16 protein-coding genes are annotated in these 16,208 nt (G+C 67.4%); 12 read left to right on the plus strand and 4 right to left on the minus strand.

Going from position 1 to position 16,208, the window contains the following annotated elements; all coding sequences use genetic code 11:
* Positions 1-64 precede the first annotated feature (64 nt).
* The 5 genes from JI739_RS22850 to JI739_RS22870 all read left to right on the plus strand — a co-directional run bounded on the left by JI739_RS22850 (position 65) and on the right by JI739_RS22870 (position 4,015).
* Positions 65-1,288, plus strand: coding sequence for a CaiB/BaiF CoA transferase family protein (locus tag JI739_RS22850; RefSeq protein ID WP_201686334.1), 1,224 nt, complete (start codon positions 65-67; stop codon positions 1,286-1,288).
* Complete coding sequence (locus tag JI739_RS22855) at positions 1,285-2,223, plus strand: hydroxymethylglutaryl-CoA lyase (RefSeq protein WP_201686335.1); 939 nt, start codon at positions 1,285-1,287, stop codon at positions 2,221-2,223. Before JI739_RS22850 ends, JI739_RS22855 begins: the two co-directional genes overlap by 4 nt.
* Before the next feature lie 37 nt (positions 2,224-2,260).
* Positions 2,261-3,238, plus strand: coding sequence for a Bug family tripartite tricarboxylate transporter substrate binding protein (locus tag JI739_RS22860; RefSeq protein WP_201686336.1), 978 nt, complete (start codon positions 2,261-2,263; stop codon positions 3,236-3,238).
* 133 nt (positions 3,239-3,371) lie between these two features.
* Entirely contained in the window at positions 3,372-3,608 is a 237-nt protein-coding gene (locus JI739_RS22865; protein WP_201686378.1) for an antitoxin, read from the plus strand.
* Entirely contained in the window at positions 3,605-4,015 is a 411-nt protein-coding gene (locus tag JI739_RS22870; protein WP_201686337.1) for a type II toxin-antitoxin system VapC family toxin, read from the plus strand. The genes JI739_RS22865 and JI739_RS22870 overlap by 4 nt, the downstream gene beginning before the upstream one ends.
* Positions 4,016-4,291: 276 nt before the next feature.
* Here the strand turns inward: JI739_RS22870 and acnB are convergent, their stop codons facing one another.
* From acnB to JI739_RS22890, 4 genes are all read right to left on the minus strand, one after another.
* Positions 4,292-6,874 (minus strand): bifunctional aconitate hydratase 2/2-methylisocitrate dehydratase, encoded by a 2,583-nt coding sequence (gene acnB / locus JI739_RS22875; RefSeq protein ID WP_201686338.1) that lies wholly within the window; start codon positions 6,872-6,874, stop codon positions 4,292-4,294.
* A gap of 33 nt (positions 6,875-6,907) precedes the next feature.
* Positions 6,908-7,618, minus strand: coding sequence for a hypothetical protein (locus JI739_RS22880; RefSeq protein ID WP_201686339.1), 711 nt, complete (start codon positions 7,616-7,618; stop codon positions 6,908-6,910).
* 48 nt (positions 7,619-7,666) lie between these two features.
* A complete protein-coding gene (locus JI739_RS22885) occupies positions 7,667-8,653 on the minus strand; it encodes an HpcH/HpaI aldolase/citrate lyase family protein (RefSeq protein WP_201686340.1) in 987 nt (328 codons plus the stop codon).
* A gap of 111 nt (positions 8,654-8,764) precedes the next feature.
* Positions 8,765-9,751, minus strand: coding sequence for a malate dehydrogenase (locus JI739_RS22890; protein ID WP_201686341.1), 987 nt, complete (start codon positions 9,749-9,751; stop codon positions 8,765-8,767).
* 165 nt (positions 9,752-9,916) lie between these two features.
* Between JI739_RS22890 and JI739_RS22895 the strand changes: the two genes are divergently transcribed.
* From JI739_RS22895 to gltA, 7 genes are all read left to right on the plus strand, one after another.
* Positions 9,917-10,702: a GntR family transcriptional regulator gene (locus tag JI739_RS22895; protein ID WP_201686342.1), complete on the plus strand. Its 786-nt coding sequence runs from the start codon at positions 9,917-9,919 to the stop codon at positions 10,700-10,702.
* Positions 10,703-10,986: 284 nt separating this feature from the next.
* A complete protein-coding gene (gene sdhC / locus JI739_RS22900) occupies positions 10,987-11,424 on the plus strand; it encodes a succinate dehydrogenase, cytochrome b556 subunit (RefSeq protein WP_201686343.1) in 438 nt (145 codons plus the stop codon).
* Between the two features lie 22 nt (positions 11,425-11,446).
* Positions 11,447-11,812 carry a succinate dehydrogenase, hydrophobic membrane anchor protein gene (gene sdhD / locus JI739_RS22905; protein WP_201686344.1) on the plus strand — a complete coding sequence of 122 codons (366 nt, stop codon included), beginning with the start codon at positions 11,447-11,449 and terminating at the stop codon, positions 11,810-11,812.
* Positions 11,813-11,991: 179 nt separating this feature from the next.
* Complete coding sequence (sdhA, locus tag JI739_RS22910; RefSeq protein ID WP_201686345.1) at positions 11,992-13,800, plus strand: succinate dehydrogenase flavoprotein subunit; 1,809 nt, start codon at positions 11,992-11,994, stop codon at positions 13,798-13,800.
* Between the two features lie 56 nt (positions 13,801-13,856).
* A complete protein-coding gene (locus JI739_RS22915; RefSeq protein WP_201686346.1) occupies positions 13,857-14,561 on the plus strand; it encodes a succinate dehydrogenase iron-sulfur subunit in 705 nt (234 codons plus the stop codon).
* 5 nt (positions 14,562-14,566) lie between these two features.
* Positions 14,567-14,830, plus strand: a complete 264-nt coding sequence (locus tag JI739_RS22920; protein WP_201686347.1) for an FAD assembly factor SdhE — start codon at positions 14,567-14,569, stop codon at positions 14,828-14,830.
* Between the two features lie 15 nt (positions 14,831-14,845).
* Positions 14,846-16,156 (plus strand): citrate synthase, encoded by a 1,311-nt coding sequence (gene gltA / locus JI739_RS22925; RefSeq protein ID WP_201686348.1) that lies wholly within the window; start codon positions 14,846-14,848, stop codon positions 16,154-16,156.
* The last annotated feature ends 52 nt before the right edge of the window (positions 16,157-16,208 follow it).

The following is a 16,208-nucleotide window of genomic DNA, read 5'->3' on the forward strand; positions in this document are numbered from 1 at the left end:
GTGCGAAGGCTCCGCTCACAACTTGGCAATGGACCGGGCCGGGCCGCGCCACCAAACTTCCGCCATGGAATCACCTGCCTCCACCACCCTGGGCCCGCTGGCCGGATTGCGCGTGATCGAGATGGGCCAGCTCATCGCCGGTCCGTTCGCCGCCAAGACCCTGGCCGATTTCGGCGCCGATGTCATCAAGATCGAACCGCCCGCCACCGGCGACCCGCTGCGCGGCTGGCGGCTGCTGAAGAACGGCACCTCGGTCTGGTGGCAGATCCAGTCGCGTAACAAGCGCTCGGTCACGCTGGACCTGAAGCAGCCTGAAGCCCAGGAGGTGGTGCGCAAGCTCGCGGCCGAGGCCGACGTGCTGATCGAGAACTTCCGCCCCGGCGCGCTGGAAGGCTGGGGCCTGGGCCCGGAGCGGCTGCAGGAGATCAACCCGCGCCTGATCGTGCTGCGCGTCAGCGGCTACGGCCAGACCGGCCCCTACCGCGACCGCCCGGGCTTTGGCGCCATCGGCGAGGCCATGGGCGGCCTGCGCCACCTCACGGCCGAGCCGGGCCGGGTGCCGGTGCGGGTGGGCGTGAGCATCGGCGACACCCTGGCCGCGCTGCACGGCGTCATCGGCATCCTGATGGCCCTGCACGAGCGCACCCGCTCCGGCCGCGGACAGGTGGTGGACATCGCGCTCTACGAGGCGGTGTTCAACTGCATGGAAAGCCTGCTGCCCGAGTACAGCGCCTTCGGCGCGGTGCGCGGACCGGCCGGCAGCGCCCTGCCCGGCATCGCGCCGACCAACGCCTACCGCTGCGGCGATGGCGGCTACGTGCTGGTCGCCGGCAACGGCGACAGCATCTTCAAGCGCCTGATGACCGTGATCGGGCGTGACGATCTCGGCCAGGACCCCGGCCTGGCGAACAACGCCGGCCGCGTCGCGCGGGTCGAGGAACTCGATGCCGCCATCGGCGCCTGGACCGCAGGCCGCGGCGTCGACGAAGCGCTTGCGGCGCTGGAAGCCGCGGCGGTCCCCTCGGGCAAGATCTACACCGTGGCCGACATCGCCGCCGATCCCCACTACCGCGCCCGCGGCATGCTGCAGGAGATCCAGCTGGACGACGGCGACCTGCTGACCATTCCCGGCGTGGTGCCCAAGCTCTCGCGCACCCCGGGCGGCCACCATCGCAACGCGCCGCGACTGGGCCAGGACACCGAGGCCGTGCTGCGCGAGATCGGCCTGGACGACACGCAGATCGAGGCCCTGCGCAGCCGCGGAATCATTCGCCCGGAGGCCGCATGAAGCGCATCTTCCTGAATGAAGTCGTCACCCGCGACGGCTTCCAGATCGAGCCCGAGTTCGTGCCGACCGACACCAAGGTGGCGCTGGTGGATGCCCTCAGCGAATGCGGCTACGCCAAGATCGAGGTCACGGCCTTCGTCTCGCCCAAGGCCATTCCCATGCTGCGCGACGCCGAGGAGGTGATGGGCCGCATCCGGCGCGTGCCCGGCGTGGAATACACGGTCCTGGTGCCGAACGTCCGCGGGGCCGAGCGCGCGCTCGAATCGAAGGCCGACGAGCTGAACCTGGTGATGTCGGTGTCCGAGATCCACAACCTGGCCAACCTGCGCATGACGCGCGACAAAAGCTTCGCCGCGCTGCGCGAGGTGGTCCGCACCGCCCAGCAGGGGCACACGCCGGTGAACGTGTCGTTGTCCACCGCCTTCGGCTGCCCGATGGCGGGCGAGGTGGCACAGCAGGACGTGATCGCCTGGGCCGAGCGCTACGCCGAACTGGGCGTGCGGGGCCTGACCATCTGCGACACCACCGGCATGGCCCACCCGGGCCAGGTCAGCCGCATGGCCGAGGCCTTGCAGCAGCGCTTCGGCCACCTGCAGCTGACCCTGCACTTCCACAACACGCGCGGCATGGGCCTGGCCAACGTGCTGGCCGCCGTGCAGTCGGGCATCGAGCGTTTCGACGGATCGCTCGGCGGCCTGGGCGGCTGTCCCTACGCCCCCGGTGCCAGCGGCAACATCTGCAGCGAAGACACCGCCCACATGCTGCAGGAGATGGGCTACGACACCGGCATCGACCTGCCGCGCCTGCTCCGGGTCGCGCGCCAGCTGCCCTCCATCGTCGGCCACGACGTGCCTGGCCAGGTGGCCAAGGCCGGCCGCAGCCGTGACCTGCATCCCGTGCCGGCGGCCGTGACCGAGCTGCTGGCTTCCGCCTGATCGAACCCCCTCGTTTTTCCTCCGGAGACATCGCACCATGCAACGACGCCCGTTCCTTCGCAGCGCGCTCCTCGCCGCCGCTGCCACCACCTTCGCCACGGTCGCCGCCGCGCAGGCGGCCTACCCGAACAAGCCCATCACGATGATCGTGCCCAACCCGCCGGGCGGCATCGTCGACTCGTCGGCGCGGCTGGTGTCGGACTCGCTGGCCAAGGTGGTGGGCCAATCGGTGGTGGTGGACAACCGCCCCGGCGGCAGCGGCAACGTGGCGTATGCGCACGTAGCCCGGGCGCCGGCCGACGGCTACACGCTGCTGGCGTCGTACTCGGCCTACCACGTGGGCAACCCCTCGCTCTCGCCCAAGCTGCCCTGGGCTCAGAAGGACCTGGCCCCGGTGGCGCTGGTGACCGCGGGCACCAACGTCATCGCGGTGCATCCGTCGGTGCCGGTGAACACGCTGCAGGAATTCATCGACTACATGAAGAAGAACCCGGGCAAGCTGAGCTATGCGTCGCAGGGCAACGGCTCGCTGGCGCACATCGGCACCGAGATGTTCAAGAGCCAGACCGGCACGCAGATGGTCCACATCCCGTACAAGGGCTCGGGCCCGGCCATCCAGGACGTGTTGTCGGGGCAGGTGCAGGTCTTCATCACCACGCCGCCGTCGGTGATGGGTCACATCCAGAGCGGCAAGCTCAAGGGCCTGGCCGTGACCGGCAAGACCCGCCACCCCAGCCTGCCCAACGTGCCCACCACCGCCGAGGCCGGTCTCAAGGGGTTCGAGCTGGAAGCCTGGGTCGGCGTCTTCGCGCCGGCGGCGACCCCGGCCGACGTGGTGAACAAGCTCAGCGCCAGCATCCGCCAGGCGCTGGACCAGCCCGAAGCCAAGACCCGCGCGGCCGGCGCCGGCATCGAACTGCGCTACCTGCCGCCGCAGGCGCTGGAGGCGCAGGTCAAGCGCGAGACCGAGTTCTGGGCCGACATCATCAAGGCGGCGAAGATCACGGCGGATTGAGGCCGGTTGGCCCACCAGCGAGCACAGCCGGACGGGTGTCGCCTCTTGTATCGCGAAGCCCTGCCCGTCAAAATACACACCCACCCGTACACACATGGAGTGAAGTGTGGCCCCCATCACAACCCGCGTCTTCATGAACGGCAACAGCCAAGCCGTGCGCATCCCGTCCGAGTTCAGGCTGGACACGGACCGCGTGCGCATCTCTCGCAACGAGCAGGGCGACCTGGTGCTGCAACCGCTGAGCACATCGCGTGGCGCTGCCCTGCTACAGGCTTTGGCCAATCTGGGCACGTCGGACGCTGCCTTCCTCGCTGCCCTTGAAGAGGATCGCGACCAGGCCCTGCCGGTGCAGGAGCGCGACTCTCTGTGATCTACCTCCTGGACACCAATATCCTCATCTACCTGCTGAAGAACCAGCCGCCCGAAGTCGCCCATCATGTGGACGCCCTGGCCGAGGACGATGAACTATGCATGTCCTTCGTCACCTGGGCCGAACTGCTCAAGGGCGCGGAACGCAGCACCCGCAAGACCGAGGTCTTGCGGCAACTCGATGGTCTCACCCGCCAAGTGCCGGTGATCTATCCGTCAGGCCCGGAGATCTGCCGTCACTATGCGCAGCAATCCTGGCGACTCAAGGAGGCCGGAACGCCAATCGGGGCGAACGACCTTTGGATTGCCTGCCACGCGCTGGCGGAAGGTGCCACGCTCGTTACCCACAATGCCCGGGAGTTCGAGCGTGTCACTGGCTTAGACGTGAAGGACTGGGTGAAAGCCTGAAAGCGGATGACCAAAAAACTTGAGGCGTGACGCCCACTGCCCTGAAGCCAGTGCGGGGCCTGATATCTAGTCTCTCGCCGCAAACGGCCGCGCAAGTGGCGGGTTACGACTGGTCGGCGAAGCAGAAGTACAGAGAGATTTACGGGACAAGCTTCCCGACGTAACCCTCTACTAAAGAGTTTTTAGCGTTGGCTTTTTGGTCATCTGCTGCATAACGCCCCCTGAAAGAACAAAGCGGCCCGCGGGCCGCTTTTCTTCATGCTGCGCCGAACGAGATCAGGCCGCGACCTTATCCGCCACGTCGCGGAAGTCCGCGATCTGGTCGAAGTTCATGTACTGGTAGATCTTGTCGCCGTGGGCGTTGAGCACGCCCATGTCGGCCATGTACTCCTCGCGCGTGGGGATGCGGCCCAGGCGCGAGCAGATGGCGGCCAGCTCGGCGCTGCCCAGGTAGACGTTGCTGTTCTTGCCCAGGCGGTTCGGGAAGTTGCGGGTGCTGGTGGACATCACCGTCGCGCCCTCCTTCACCTGCGCCTGGTTGCCCATGCACAGCGAGCAGCCCGGCATTTCCATGCGGGCGCCGGCCGTGCCGAGCACGCCGTAGTGGCCTTCCTCGGTCAGCTGCTTCTGGTCCATCTTGGTCGGCGGCGCGACCCACAGCTTGACCGGGATGTCGCGCTTGCCTTCGAGCAGCTTGGACGCCGCGCGGAAGTGGCCGATGTTGGTCATGCACGAACCGATGAAAACCTCATCGATCTTGGCGCCGGCCACGTCGGAGAGCGTCTTGACGTCGTCTGGGTCGTTCGGGCAGGCCACGATGGGCTCGTGGATGTCGGCCAGGTCGATCTCGATGACCGCGGCGTACTCGGCGTCCGCGTCGGCCTTGAGCAGCCGCGGATCCTTCAGCCAGGCCTCCTGCGCGGCGATGCGGCGCTGCAGGGTGCGCGCATCCTGGTAGCCGCTGGCGATCATCCACTTCATCAGCGTGATGTTGCTGTTGATGTATTCGATGACCGGCTCCTTGTTCAGGTGCACGGTGCAGCCGGCGGCGGAACGCTCGGCCGAGGCGTCGGACAGCTCGAACGCCTGTTCGACCTTCAGGTCCGGCAGGCCCTCGATCTCCAGGATGCGGCCGGAGAAGACGTTCTTCTTGCCCTTCTTTTCCACCGTGAGCAGGCCCTGCCGGATGGCGTACAGCGGGATGGCGTTGACCAGGTCACGCAGGGTGACGCCCGGCTGCATGGTGCCCTTGAAGCGCACCAGCACGCTCTCGGGCATGTCCAGCGGCATGACGCCGGTGGCGGCCGCGAACGCCACCAGGCCGGAGCCGGCCGGGAAGCTGATGCCGATGGGGAAGCGGGTGTGCGAGTCGCCGCCGGTGCCCACGGTGTCGGGCAGCAGGAACCGGTTGAGCCAGCTGTGGATCACGCCGTCGCCGGGGCGCAGCGAGATGCCGCCGCGGTTGGCCATGAAGTCGGGCAGCTCGTGGTGCATCTTCACGTCCACCGGCTTCGGATAGGCGGCGGTGTGGCAGAAGGACTGCATCACCAGGTCGGCCGAGAAGCCCAGGCAGGCCAGGTCCTTCAACTCGTCGCGGGTCATGGGGCCGGTGGTGTCCTGCGAACCCACCGAGGTCATGCGCGGTTCGCAGTAGGTACCCGGGCGAATGCCCGTGCCTTCGGGCATGCCGCAGGCACGGCCGACCATCTTCTGCGCCAGGGTGTAGCCCTTGCCCGTGTCGCTGGGCGCCTGCGGCAGGCGGAACAGCGTGGACGGCGGCAAGCCCAGCGCCTCGCGCGCCTTGGCGGTCAGGCCGCGGCCGACGATCAGCGGGATGCGTCCACCGGCGCGCACCTCGTCGAACAGCACGTCGCTCTTGACCTGGAACTCGGCGATGACCTGGCCGCCCTTCAACGCCTTGCCTTCGTACGGGCGCAGCTCGATGAGGTCGCCCATGTCCATCTTGCTCACGTCCAGCTCGATGGGCAGCGCGCCCGCGTCTTCCATGGTGTTGTAGAAGATCGGCGCGATCTTGCCGCCCAGGCAGACGCCGCCGAAGCGCTTGTTGGGCACGTAGGGAATGTCTTCGCCGGTCCACCACAGCACGCTGTTGGTGGCCGACTTGCGCGAGGAGCCGGTGCCCACCACGTCGCCGACGTAGGCCACCATGCCGCCGGCGGCCAACTCACGCAGGAACTTCACCGGGCCGCGCTTGCCGTCTTCCTCGGGCGTGATGCCGGGTCGCGCGTTCTTGAGCATGGCCAGCGCGTGCAGCGGGATGTCGGGTCGGCTCCAGGCGTCGGGCGCCGGGGAGAGGTCGTCGGTGTTGGTCTCGCCGGACACCTTGAACACGGTGACCTTCAGGCTCTGGGGCACTTCGGGCCGGCTGGTGAACCACTCGGCGTCGGCCCAGCTCTGGAGCACGGCACGGGCGTTGGCGTTGCCGGCATCGGCCTTCTGCTTGACGTCGTGGAACTGGTCGAACATCAGCAGGGTTTTCTTCAGGCCATCGGCGGCGACGGGGCCCACCTCGGCGTCCTCCAGCAGGTCGATCAGCGGGCTGATGTTGTAGCCGCCCAGCATGGTGCCCAGCAGCTGCGTGGCGCCGGCGCGGCTGATCAGCGGGCAACGCTCGGTGCCGTGCGCGACAGCCGCCAAATAGCTGGCCTTGACCTTGGCCGCGTCGTCCACGCCGGCCGGCACCCGGTGGGTGATCAGGTTCAGCAGGAATTCTTCCTCGCCGGCGGGCGGGCTTTTCAGCAGCTCGATCAGCGCGGCGGTCTGATGGGCCGAAAGGGGCAGCGGCGGAATGCCGAGCGCGGCGCGTTCGGCGACATGGTCACGGTAGGCTTGAAGCATTGGTTTTTTTCTCCGTACGGGGTGAAGGCGAAATCAGTTCTGGGGCGTGGCGGCCGGGGCCTCCGCAGCAGGGGGCGCCGCCGGGAGCGTGGCTTCGGCCGGAGCAGGCGCGGGAGCATCGGCAGGCGCGGCCGGGGCGGCCGCCGGGTCGCCGTGCATCATCTGTCCGTGCCCATGGCCGTGCCGGTGCGGCATGGGCTCGAGCAGGCTGGGCATGGGGTTGCGCTTGAGGTACTCGGCGGTGGTGACCTGCTCCGGGCTCTGGCACTCGTCGGCCAGGCGCTGCCCCTGCCGCTGACTCATGAGCATGGACTTGTTGCCCAGCTGGATCCACAAGGCCCCACGGCGCGTGTCCTCCAGGCGGATGGCGCCGGTGCGGCTTTCCACCGGGTGCATGCGGAAGCGCTGGCCCTTGTTGGTGGCGACCATGAACATCCCCGGGCGCCTCATCGGCGTCACGGTGACGCTGGCGCCGAGCTCGCACTTCATCACGCCCACGTAGACCTGGCGCGCCACCTCGAGCAGCGTGTCGGACAGCTTGGGATCGAAGTCGTCGTCCAGCGGCGTGGCTTCCTCCACCGCTTTCTGCGCCGAGCGGGCCAGGGGCTGGCGCGGCTTGGCGGCCGGCTTGGGATCCGACGCCTTGGTGGCGGCGGGTTTGGCGGGCTTGGATGCGGGATCGGACTGGCCGATGGCCAGAGCCGGCGCGCCGGCCACGACGAGGGCGGCCAACAGAATCTTCATGGGTGTCTCCTGAACTGCTTGGGAGGGACCTGCCACGGCGAGCAGGTCCTAAACGGCTGGCGCCTGGAACCAGCCCCGCGCCTCGACGGGCAATCTGCGCCCGGTCTGGTGAGCCCTTTCCAGGACTTGCCAGTGGTAGCGGTAGCTGGCCCGGTCTTCCAGCTTCCCAGCATGGCTGATCGGGGCCCAGTCGGCCGACGCGGCGGCCAGAAGAATGGCGGCGGCGGCTTCGATCTCACGCTCCTGTGGCGCAAACGCCTCCAGCAGCACGCGGATCTGGTCCGGATGGATGCTCCACATGCGCGTGTAGCCCAACTCGCGCGCCGCCTTGCGCGCGGCCTCGGCGAGGGCATCCTTGTTCTTGAACTCGGTGACCACGCCATGCGAGGGCACCTTGCCGTGGGCATGGCAGGCGGACGAGATTTCGAGCTTGGCGCGCACCACCAGCGGGTGCTGGAACTGGCCCTCCACGCCCATGGCGTCGCCCGGGATGGCGCCTGCGTGGGCCGAGACGAAATCCATCAGGCCGAAACTGAGCGACTGCAGGCGCGGGTGCGAGGCGATTTCGAAGGCCCGGTGCACCGCCGCAGGCGATTCGATCAGCGCCTGGACCGGCAAGCCGGCCGCACCGGCCTGGTCGATCGCACGAACGGCACGCTCGATGTCGTCCAGCGACTCGGCCTTGGGCACCATGACATGGGCCAGCCGGCCACCGGCGCGGCCGGCCAGGATGGCGATGTCGGACTCGAAGGCCGGGTGGTCCACCGGATGCACCCGCACCGCCACGCGTGCATCGGGCGCGCTGCCGAGCGCCAGTTCGGCCACCAGCGCCGCGTGCTCGGCCTCGCCGCCCACCGGTGCGCCGTCTTCGCAATCGAGGGTGACGTCGAACACGCAGGCGCCGAACTCCTGCGTCATCTCGGCCTGCAGTTGCAGGCTCTTTCGCATCCGCGCCTCGACACCGCTGTAGTGGTCGCACACGGGAAGGAATGCAGTGCCGGCCTGGGGTCCGAGGAGAACGGCGCGAGGGTGCATGTTGGAGAGAGGGGCTAGGAGCTAGGGCCTAGGAAAAAGACAAGGGCGGGGGTGGGGCTCGGAGCGCGTGTCTCTCCCCAGCCCCTAGCCCCAGCCCCTGATCCCTGGGCGTTACAACAGATGCTGCACCCCTGCCTGCTCTTCCTGCAGTTCCTTCAGGGTCTTGTTGATGCGGTCCTGGCTGAATTCGTCGATGGGCAGGCCTTCGACGATCTTGTAGCGACCGTTCTCGGTGGTGACCGGAAAGCCGAACATCACGTCCTTCGGAATGCCGTACTCGCCGTTGGAGGGCACGCCCATGGTGACCCACTTGCCGTTGCTGCCCAGGGCCCAGTCGCGCATGTGGTCGATGGCGGCGTTGGCCGCCGATGCAGCGGAGGACAGGCCACGCGCCTCGATGATGGCGGCGCCGCGCTTGCCCACGGTGGGCAGGAACACGTCGGCGTTCCAGACCTGGTCGTTGATCATGTCCTTGACGCTCTTGCCATTCACGGTGGCGAAGCGGTAGTCGGCGTACATGGTGGGCGAGTGGTTACCCCAGACGGTGAGCTTCTCGATGTCGCCGACCTTGGTGCCGGTCTTGGCGGCGACCTGCGACAGGGCGCGGTTGTGGTCCAGGCGCAGCATGGCGGTGAAGTTCTCGCGCGGCAGGCTGGGCGCGCTCTTCATCGCGATGTAGGCATTGGTGTTGGCGGGGTTGCCCACGACCAGCACCTTGACGTTGCGCGAGGCCACCTTGTCCAGGGCCTTGCCCTGGGCGGTGAAGATCTGGGCGTTGGCGGCGAGCAGGTCGGCGCGCTCCATGCCGGGGCCGCGGGGACGGGCGCCCACGAGCAGCGCGTAATCGGTGTCCTTGAAGGCGGTCATGGGGTCGGCGTGGGCTTCCATGCCGGCCAGCAGCGGGAAGGCGCAATCCTCAAGCTCCATCATCACGCCCTTGAGCGCCTTCTGGGCCTTCTCGTCGGGGATCTCGAGCAGCTGCAGGATGACGGGCTGGTCCTTGCCCAGCATTTCGCCCGAGGCGATGCGAAACAGCAGGGCGTAACCGATCTGGCCAGCGGCGCCGGTGACGGCGACGCGGACGGGCTTCTTGCTCATGGAAGTTCTCCGGATGAAGTGGTGAAAACAGGCCAGTGCCAACACGTGGCGACAGGCGCGTGGCACGCCCGCGGCAGCCGGCAAGTGTAGCGCCGAAATCCGGCCAGGGTCAACTTGTCTTATGTCTTATATAAGATATGATTCGCCCCTCAAAAAGGCCCCGCCATGCCCTCGTCCACCCCCCATCCGGCCGACTCGAACGGCAGCCCGCCCCTCGAGGCGGGCACGCCGGCGTTCAGTCCGCTGTACCAGCAGATCAAGGGGCTGATCCTGCAGAGCCTGCAGTCCGGCGAGTGGAAACCTGGCGAGGCCATCCCCAGCGAGATGGAGCTGGCCGCGCGGTTCCGGGTGAGCCAGGGCACCGTGCGCAAGGCCGTCGATGAACTGGCGGCCGGCAACCTGCTGGTGCGCCGCCAGGGCAAGGGCACCTTCGTGGCCACGCACGCCGAGCACCAGGTGCAGTACCGGTTTCTGCGCCTGGTGCCCGACTCGGGCGACCAGGCGAGCGAAGGACCGGCCGAGCGGCGAATCCTGGAGTGCCGTCGCACCCGCGCACCGGCCGACATCGCGCGCCTGCTGGCGATCCGCTCCACCGACGCAGTGGTGCAAGTGCGCCGCGTGCTCGCCTTCAACGGCACGCCCACCATCCTCGAAGACCTCTGGTTGCCGGGCGCCGCGTTCAAGGGGCTGTCGGCCGAGCAGCTGGCGGACTATCGCGGCCCCACCTATGCGATGTTCGAGCTGGAATACGGCGTGCGGATGGTGCGGGCCGAGGAGAAGATCCGCGCCGTGGCGGCCGATGCGGCACAGGCGGAACTCCTGGATGTATCCGCCGCCAGCCCCCTGCTCTCGGTGGAGCGGCTGGCCTATACCTACAACGACACGCCCATGGAATTGCGGCGCGCCCTCTACCGAACCGACACGCACCACTACCGCAACGAGTTGAGTTGACCCCCCCCCGAAGCGGCCTGGCGGCCGCCCCCCCAGGGGGCGCAACCAGCGGCCCGGCGAAGCCGGTTCCGCGGTAGCCGCTGGAGCGGCCCTTCGACAGGACAGGCCTGCCGCTGCGCGGCGGCCCGATGCACCTCTGTCCGGCGGCCCATCGAACCGCTGCTTCGACGGCTCACTACCGCCATGACCCTGATGTCCAGACACGCCGCTCATCGACCCACGGTCGAGCCCGTGTCGCCTTGAAATAGAATTTTGCGTTTGTCAGCCTCCAGCCCCACCACCCCATGTCAGAACTAGCCAGCACGCGACGGCGCGAATTCCGCAACATCAACGCGCTCACGGACCTCCCCACTTACCGCCTGCCGGCGCCGGGCTGGGTCTCCATCCTGCATCGCGTGAGCGGCGTGCTGATGTTCGTGCTGCTGCCGTTCATCATCTGGCTGTTCGATCTCTCCATCACATCCGAATTCTCTTTCGCGCGCCTGCGCTCGGCCTTCGAGAACGGCGTAGGCTTCTTGCCCGGCTGGTTCCTGAAGCTGGTCGTGCTGGGCCTGATCTGGGCGTACCTGCATCACTTCTTCGCGGGGCTGCGCCACGTCTGGATGGACATGAGCCACGCCGCCGTCACCAAGCAGCGCGGAGGCAGTTCGGCCAAGGTGGTGCTGGTGCTGAGTCTGGTGCTCACGGTGGTCCTGGGCGCCAAGCTGTTCGGCCTGTACTAAGCATTCGAAGGAAACGAGTCCCATGTCCGTGAACTACGGCTCCAAGCGCACGGTGGTCGGCGCGCACTACGGCCTTCGCGACTGGCTCAGCCAGCGCATCACCGCGGTCCTGATGGCGGTTTTCACCGTCGTCGTGCTCGCGCAGTTGATCTTCACCAGCGGCCCCATCGGCTACGACCTGTGGGCCGGCATCTTCGCCCGCCAGTGGATGAAGGTCCTGACGTTCTCGGTGATCCTCGGCCTGGCCTGGCACGTGTGGGTGGGCATGCGCGACGTGCTGATGGATTACGTCAAGCCCGTCGGCATCCGCCTGCTGCTTCAAGTCTTCGTCATCGTCTGGCTGGTGGGTTGCGCCGGCTGGGCCATCCAGGTCCTCTGGAGGGTGTGATGCCCCCCCCGAAGCGCCTTCGGCGCCTCCCCCCAGGGGGCGCAGCCAGCGGCCCGGCCAAGCCGGTTCCGCGGCAGCCGCTGGAGCGGGCAGCGCCTGCGGCGGCTGCCCTTGGAAACCAGCTCCATCCGTGAGCGACCTTGTGGCGGTCCTTGCCGCATCGAACAACTGAAATCAGCATGTCGTACACCTCCAAGAACATCACCAAGCGCAAGTTCGACGTCGTCATCGTCGGCGCCGGCGGCTCCGGCATGCGCGCCTCGCTGCAACTCGCGCGCGCCGGCCTGAACGTGGCCGTTCTGTCCAAGGTCTTCCCGACCCGCTCGCACACCGTGGCGGCGCAGGGCGGCATCGGGGCCTCGCTGGGCAACATGTCCGAGGACAACTGGCACTACCACTTCTACGACACGGTCAAGGGCTCCGACTGGCTGGGTGACCAGGACGCCATCGAGTTCATGTGCCGCGAAGCGCCCAAGGTCGTGTACGACCTCGAGCACATGGGCATGCCCTTCGACCGCAACCCCGACGGCACCATCTACCAGCGGCCGTTCGGCGGCCACACCGCCAACTACGGCGAGAAGCCGGTGCAGCGCGCCTGCGCCGCGGCCGACCGCACCGGCCACGCCATGCTGCACACGCTGTACCAGCAGAACGTCAAGGCCAAGACCAGCTTCTTCGTCGAGTGGATGGCGCTGGACCTGATCCGCGACGCCGACGGCGACGTGCTGGGCGTCACCGCGCTCGAGATGGAAACCGGCGACCTGCACATCCTCGAAGCCAAGACCACGCTGCTGGCCACGGGCGGTGCGGGCCGCATCTTCGCGGCTTCGACCAATGCCTTCATCAACACCGGCGATGGCCTGGGCATGGCGGCGCGCGCCGGCATTCCGCTGGAAGACATGGAGTTCTGGCAGTTCCACCCGACCGGCGTGGCCGGCGCCGGCGTGCTGCTCACCGAAGGCTGCCGCGGCGAGGGCGCCATCCTGCTCAATAGCAACGGCGAACGCTTCATGGAGCGCTATGCGCCCACGCTGAAGGACCTGGCCCCGCGCGACTTCGTGTCCCGCTCGATGGACCAGGAGATCAAGGAAGGCCGCGGCTGCGGCCCCAACAAGGACTACGTGCTGCTCAAGCTGGACCACCTGGGCGCCGAGACCATCCACAAGCGCCTGCCCTCGGTCTACGAGATCGGCGTCAATTTCGCCAACGTCGACATCACGCGCGAGCCGATCCCGGTGGTGCCCACGATCCACTACCAGATGGGCGGCATCCCCACCAACATCCACGGCCAGGTGGTCACGCAGACCGGCGACAACCACAACGCGGTGGTCAACGGCCTGTACGCCGTCGGCGAGTGCTCCTGCGTGAGCGTGCACGGTGCCAACCGCCTGGGCACCAACTCGCTGCTGGACCTGCTGGTGTTCGGCCGCGCCGCCGGCAACCACATCGTCGAATTCAACGCGCGCAACAAGAACCACAAGCCGCTGCCCGGCGATGCCGCGGATCGCACGCTCGAGCGCCTGAGCCGCCTGGAGCAGGCCAGCGGCGGCGAGTACGCGCAGGATGTGGCCAACGACATCCGCGCCACCATGCAGCGCCATGCCGGGGTGTTCCGCACCCAGGCCGGCATGGACGAAGGCGTGGCCAAGATCGCCGCCGTGCGCGAGCGCGTGGGCGGCATCGCGCTGAAGGACAAATCGCGCGTGTTCAACACCGCCCGCATCGAAGCCCTGGAAGTCGAGAACCTCATCGAATGCGCTCAGGCCACCATGGTGTCGGCCGCGGCCCGCAAGGAGTGCCGCGGCGCCCACACCGTGAGCGACTACGAGCGCGCCGCCGATGACCCGGTGGCGCCGCTGGGCCGCGACGACGCCAACTGGATGAAGCACACGTTGTGGCACAGCCAGGGCAACCACCTGACCTACAAGCCGGTGCAGCTCAAGCCGCTCTCGGTGGAATCGGTTCCGCCCAAGGTCCGTACGTTCTAGTACGTACCACCGCCCGCCAGGCCCCGTCCGCACTTAGATTCGCAAGAACACCCGCCATGCAGAAACGCACTTTCCAGATCTACCGGTACGACCCGGACAAGGACGCCAAGCCCTACATGCAGACCGTCGAGATCGAGCTCGACGGCAATGAGCGCATGCTGCTGGACGCGCTCATGAAGCTCAAGGCGCAGGACCCCACCCTGTCGTTCCGCCGCTCCTGCCGCGAGGGCGTGTGCGGCTCCGACGCCATGAACATCAACGGCAAGAACGGCCTGGCCTGCCTGACCAACATGCTGTCGCTCAAGGGGACGATCGTGCTCAAGCCGCTGCCGGGGCTGCCCGTCGTGCGCGACCTGATCGTCGACATGACGCAGTTCTTCCAGCAGTACCACTCGATCAAGCCCTACCTGATCAACGACACCATTCCGCCCGAGCGCGAGCGCCTGCAGTCGCCTGAAGAGCGCGACGAGCTCGACGGCCTGTACGAGTGCATCCTGTGCGCGAGCTGCTCCACCAGCTGCCCGAGCTTCTGGTGGAACCCCGACAAGTTCGTCGGCCCGGCCGGCCTGCTGCAGGCCTACCGCTTCATCGCCGACAGCCGCGACCAGGCCACCGGCGAGCGCCTCGACAACCTCGAAGACCCCTACCGCCTGTTCCGCTGCCACACCATCATGAACTGCGTGGATGTGTGTCCCAAGGGCCTGAACCCGACCATGGCCATCGGGAAGATCAAGGAACTGATGGTGCGTCGCACCGTCTAGAAGCCATGGCCGACGCGCTGCTGGGTGAACGAGAACTGAGCAAGCTGCGGTGGCGCTGCCGCCGGGGCCTGCTCGAGAACGACCTGTTCATCGAGCGCTTTTTCCAGCGGCACGAATCCAGCCTCACCCAGCGACAAGCCGACGGGCTGTCGCGCCTGATGGACCTGCCGGACAACGACCTGCTGGACCTGCTGCTGCGCAGGACCGAACCGCAAGCCGGGCTCGACGACGCGCCCGTGCGCGAAGTGCTGGCCCTGCTGCGGAACTGATTAAGAGGAAGACCCATGAAACTCGCCGACAACAAAGCCACCCTGTCGTTCTCCAACGGCGGCCCGAGCGTCGACCTGCCCGTGTACTCGGGCTCCGTCGGCCCTGATGTCATCGACATCCGCAAGCTGTACGCGCAGACCGGCATGTTCACGTACGACCCGGGCTTCCTGTCCACGGCCTCCTGCCAGTCCACCATCACCTACATCGATGGCGACAAGGGCGAGCTGCTGTATCGCGGCTATCCCATCGAGCAGCTGGCCACGCAGTGCGACTTTTTGGAAACCTGCCACCTGCTGCTGTACGGCGAGCTGCCCGACGCCAAGGGCAAGGAAGAATTCACCCGCCGCGTCACCATGCACACCATGGTCAACGAGCAGATGCAGTTCTTCCTGCGCGGCTTCCGCCGCGACGCCCACCCGATGGCCGTGATGACCGGGCTGGTGGGCGCGCTGTCGGCCTTCTATCACGACAGCACCGACATCAATAACCCCGAACACCGCGAGATCTCGGCCATCCGCCTGATCGCCAAGATGCCCACGCTGGTGGCCATGGCCTACAAGTACGCCATGGGCCAGCCGTACATCTACCCCAAGAACTCGCTGTCCTACACCGGCAACTTCATGCGCATGATGTTCGCCACGCCCTGCGAGGAGTACGAGCCCAACGACGTGCTGGTGCGCGCGATGGACCGCATCTTCATCCTGCACGCCGACCACGAGCAGAACGCCTCCACCTCCACCGTGCGCCTGTGCGGCAGCTCGGGCACCAACCCCTTCGCGGCCATCGCGGCCGGCGTGGCCTGCCTGTGGGGCCCGGCGCACGGCGGTGCCAACGAAGCGGCGCTGAACATGCTGCACGACATCCAGCGCAACGGTGGCGTGGAAAAGATCGGCGAGTTCATCAAGCAGGTGAAGGACAAGAACTCCGGCACCAAGCTCATGGGCTTCGGCCATCGCGTCTACAAGAACTACGACCCGCGCGCCAAGCTGATGCAGGAGACCTGCCGCGAGGTGCTGGCCGAACTGGGCCTCGAGAACGATCCGCTGTTCAAGCTGGCCATGGCCCTGGAGAAGATCGCCCTCGAGGACGAATACTTCGTCTCGCGCAAGCTCTACCCGAACGTCGACTTCTACTCGGGCATCGTGCAGCGCGCGATCGGCATTCCGGTCAGCCTGTTCACCGCCATCTTCGCGCTGGCGCGCACGGTGGGCTGGATCGCCCAGCTCAACGAGATGATCAGCGACCCCGAGTACAAGATCGGCCGGCCGCGCCAGCTGTACGACGGCTCCACCCGGCGCGACGTCAGGCCGATCGCGCAGCGCTGATCGCCGCTTCGGCGACCTCCGCGAAAGCCCGCTTCCGGCGGGCTTTTTTGTT

Source organism: Ramlibacter aurantiacus, assembly GCF_016722895.1.
In the GTDB taxonomy this organism is placed as follows: domain Bacteria; phylum Pseudomonadota; class Gammaproteobacteria; order Burkholderiales; family Burkholderiaceae_C; genus Ramlibacter; species Ramlibacter aurantiacus.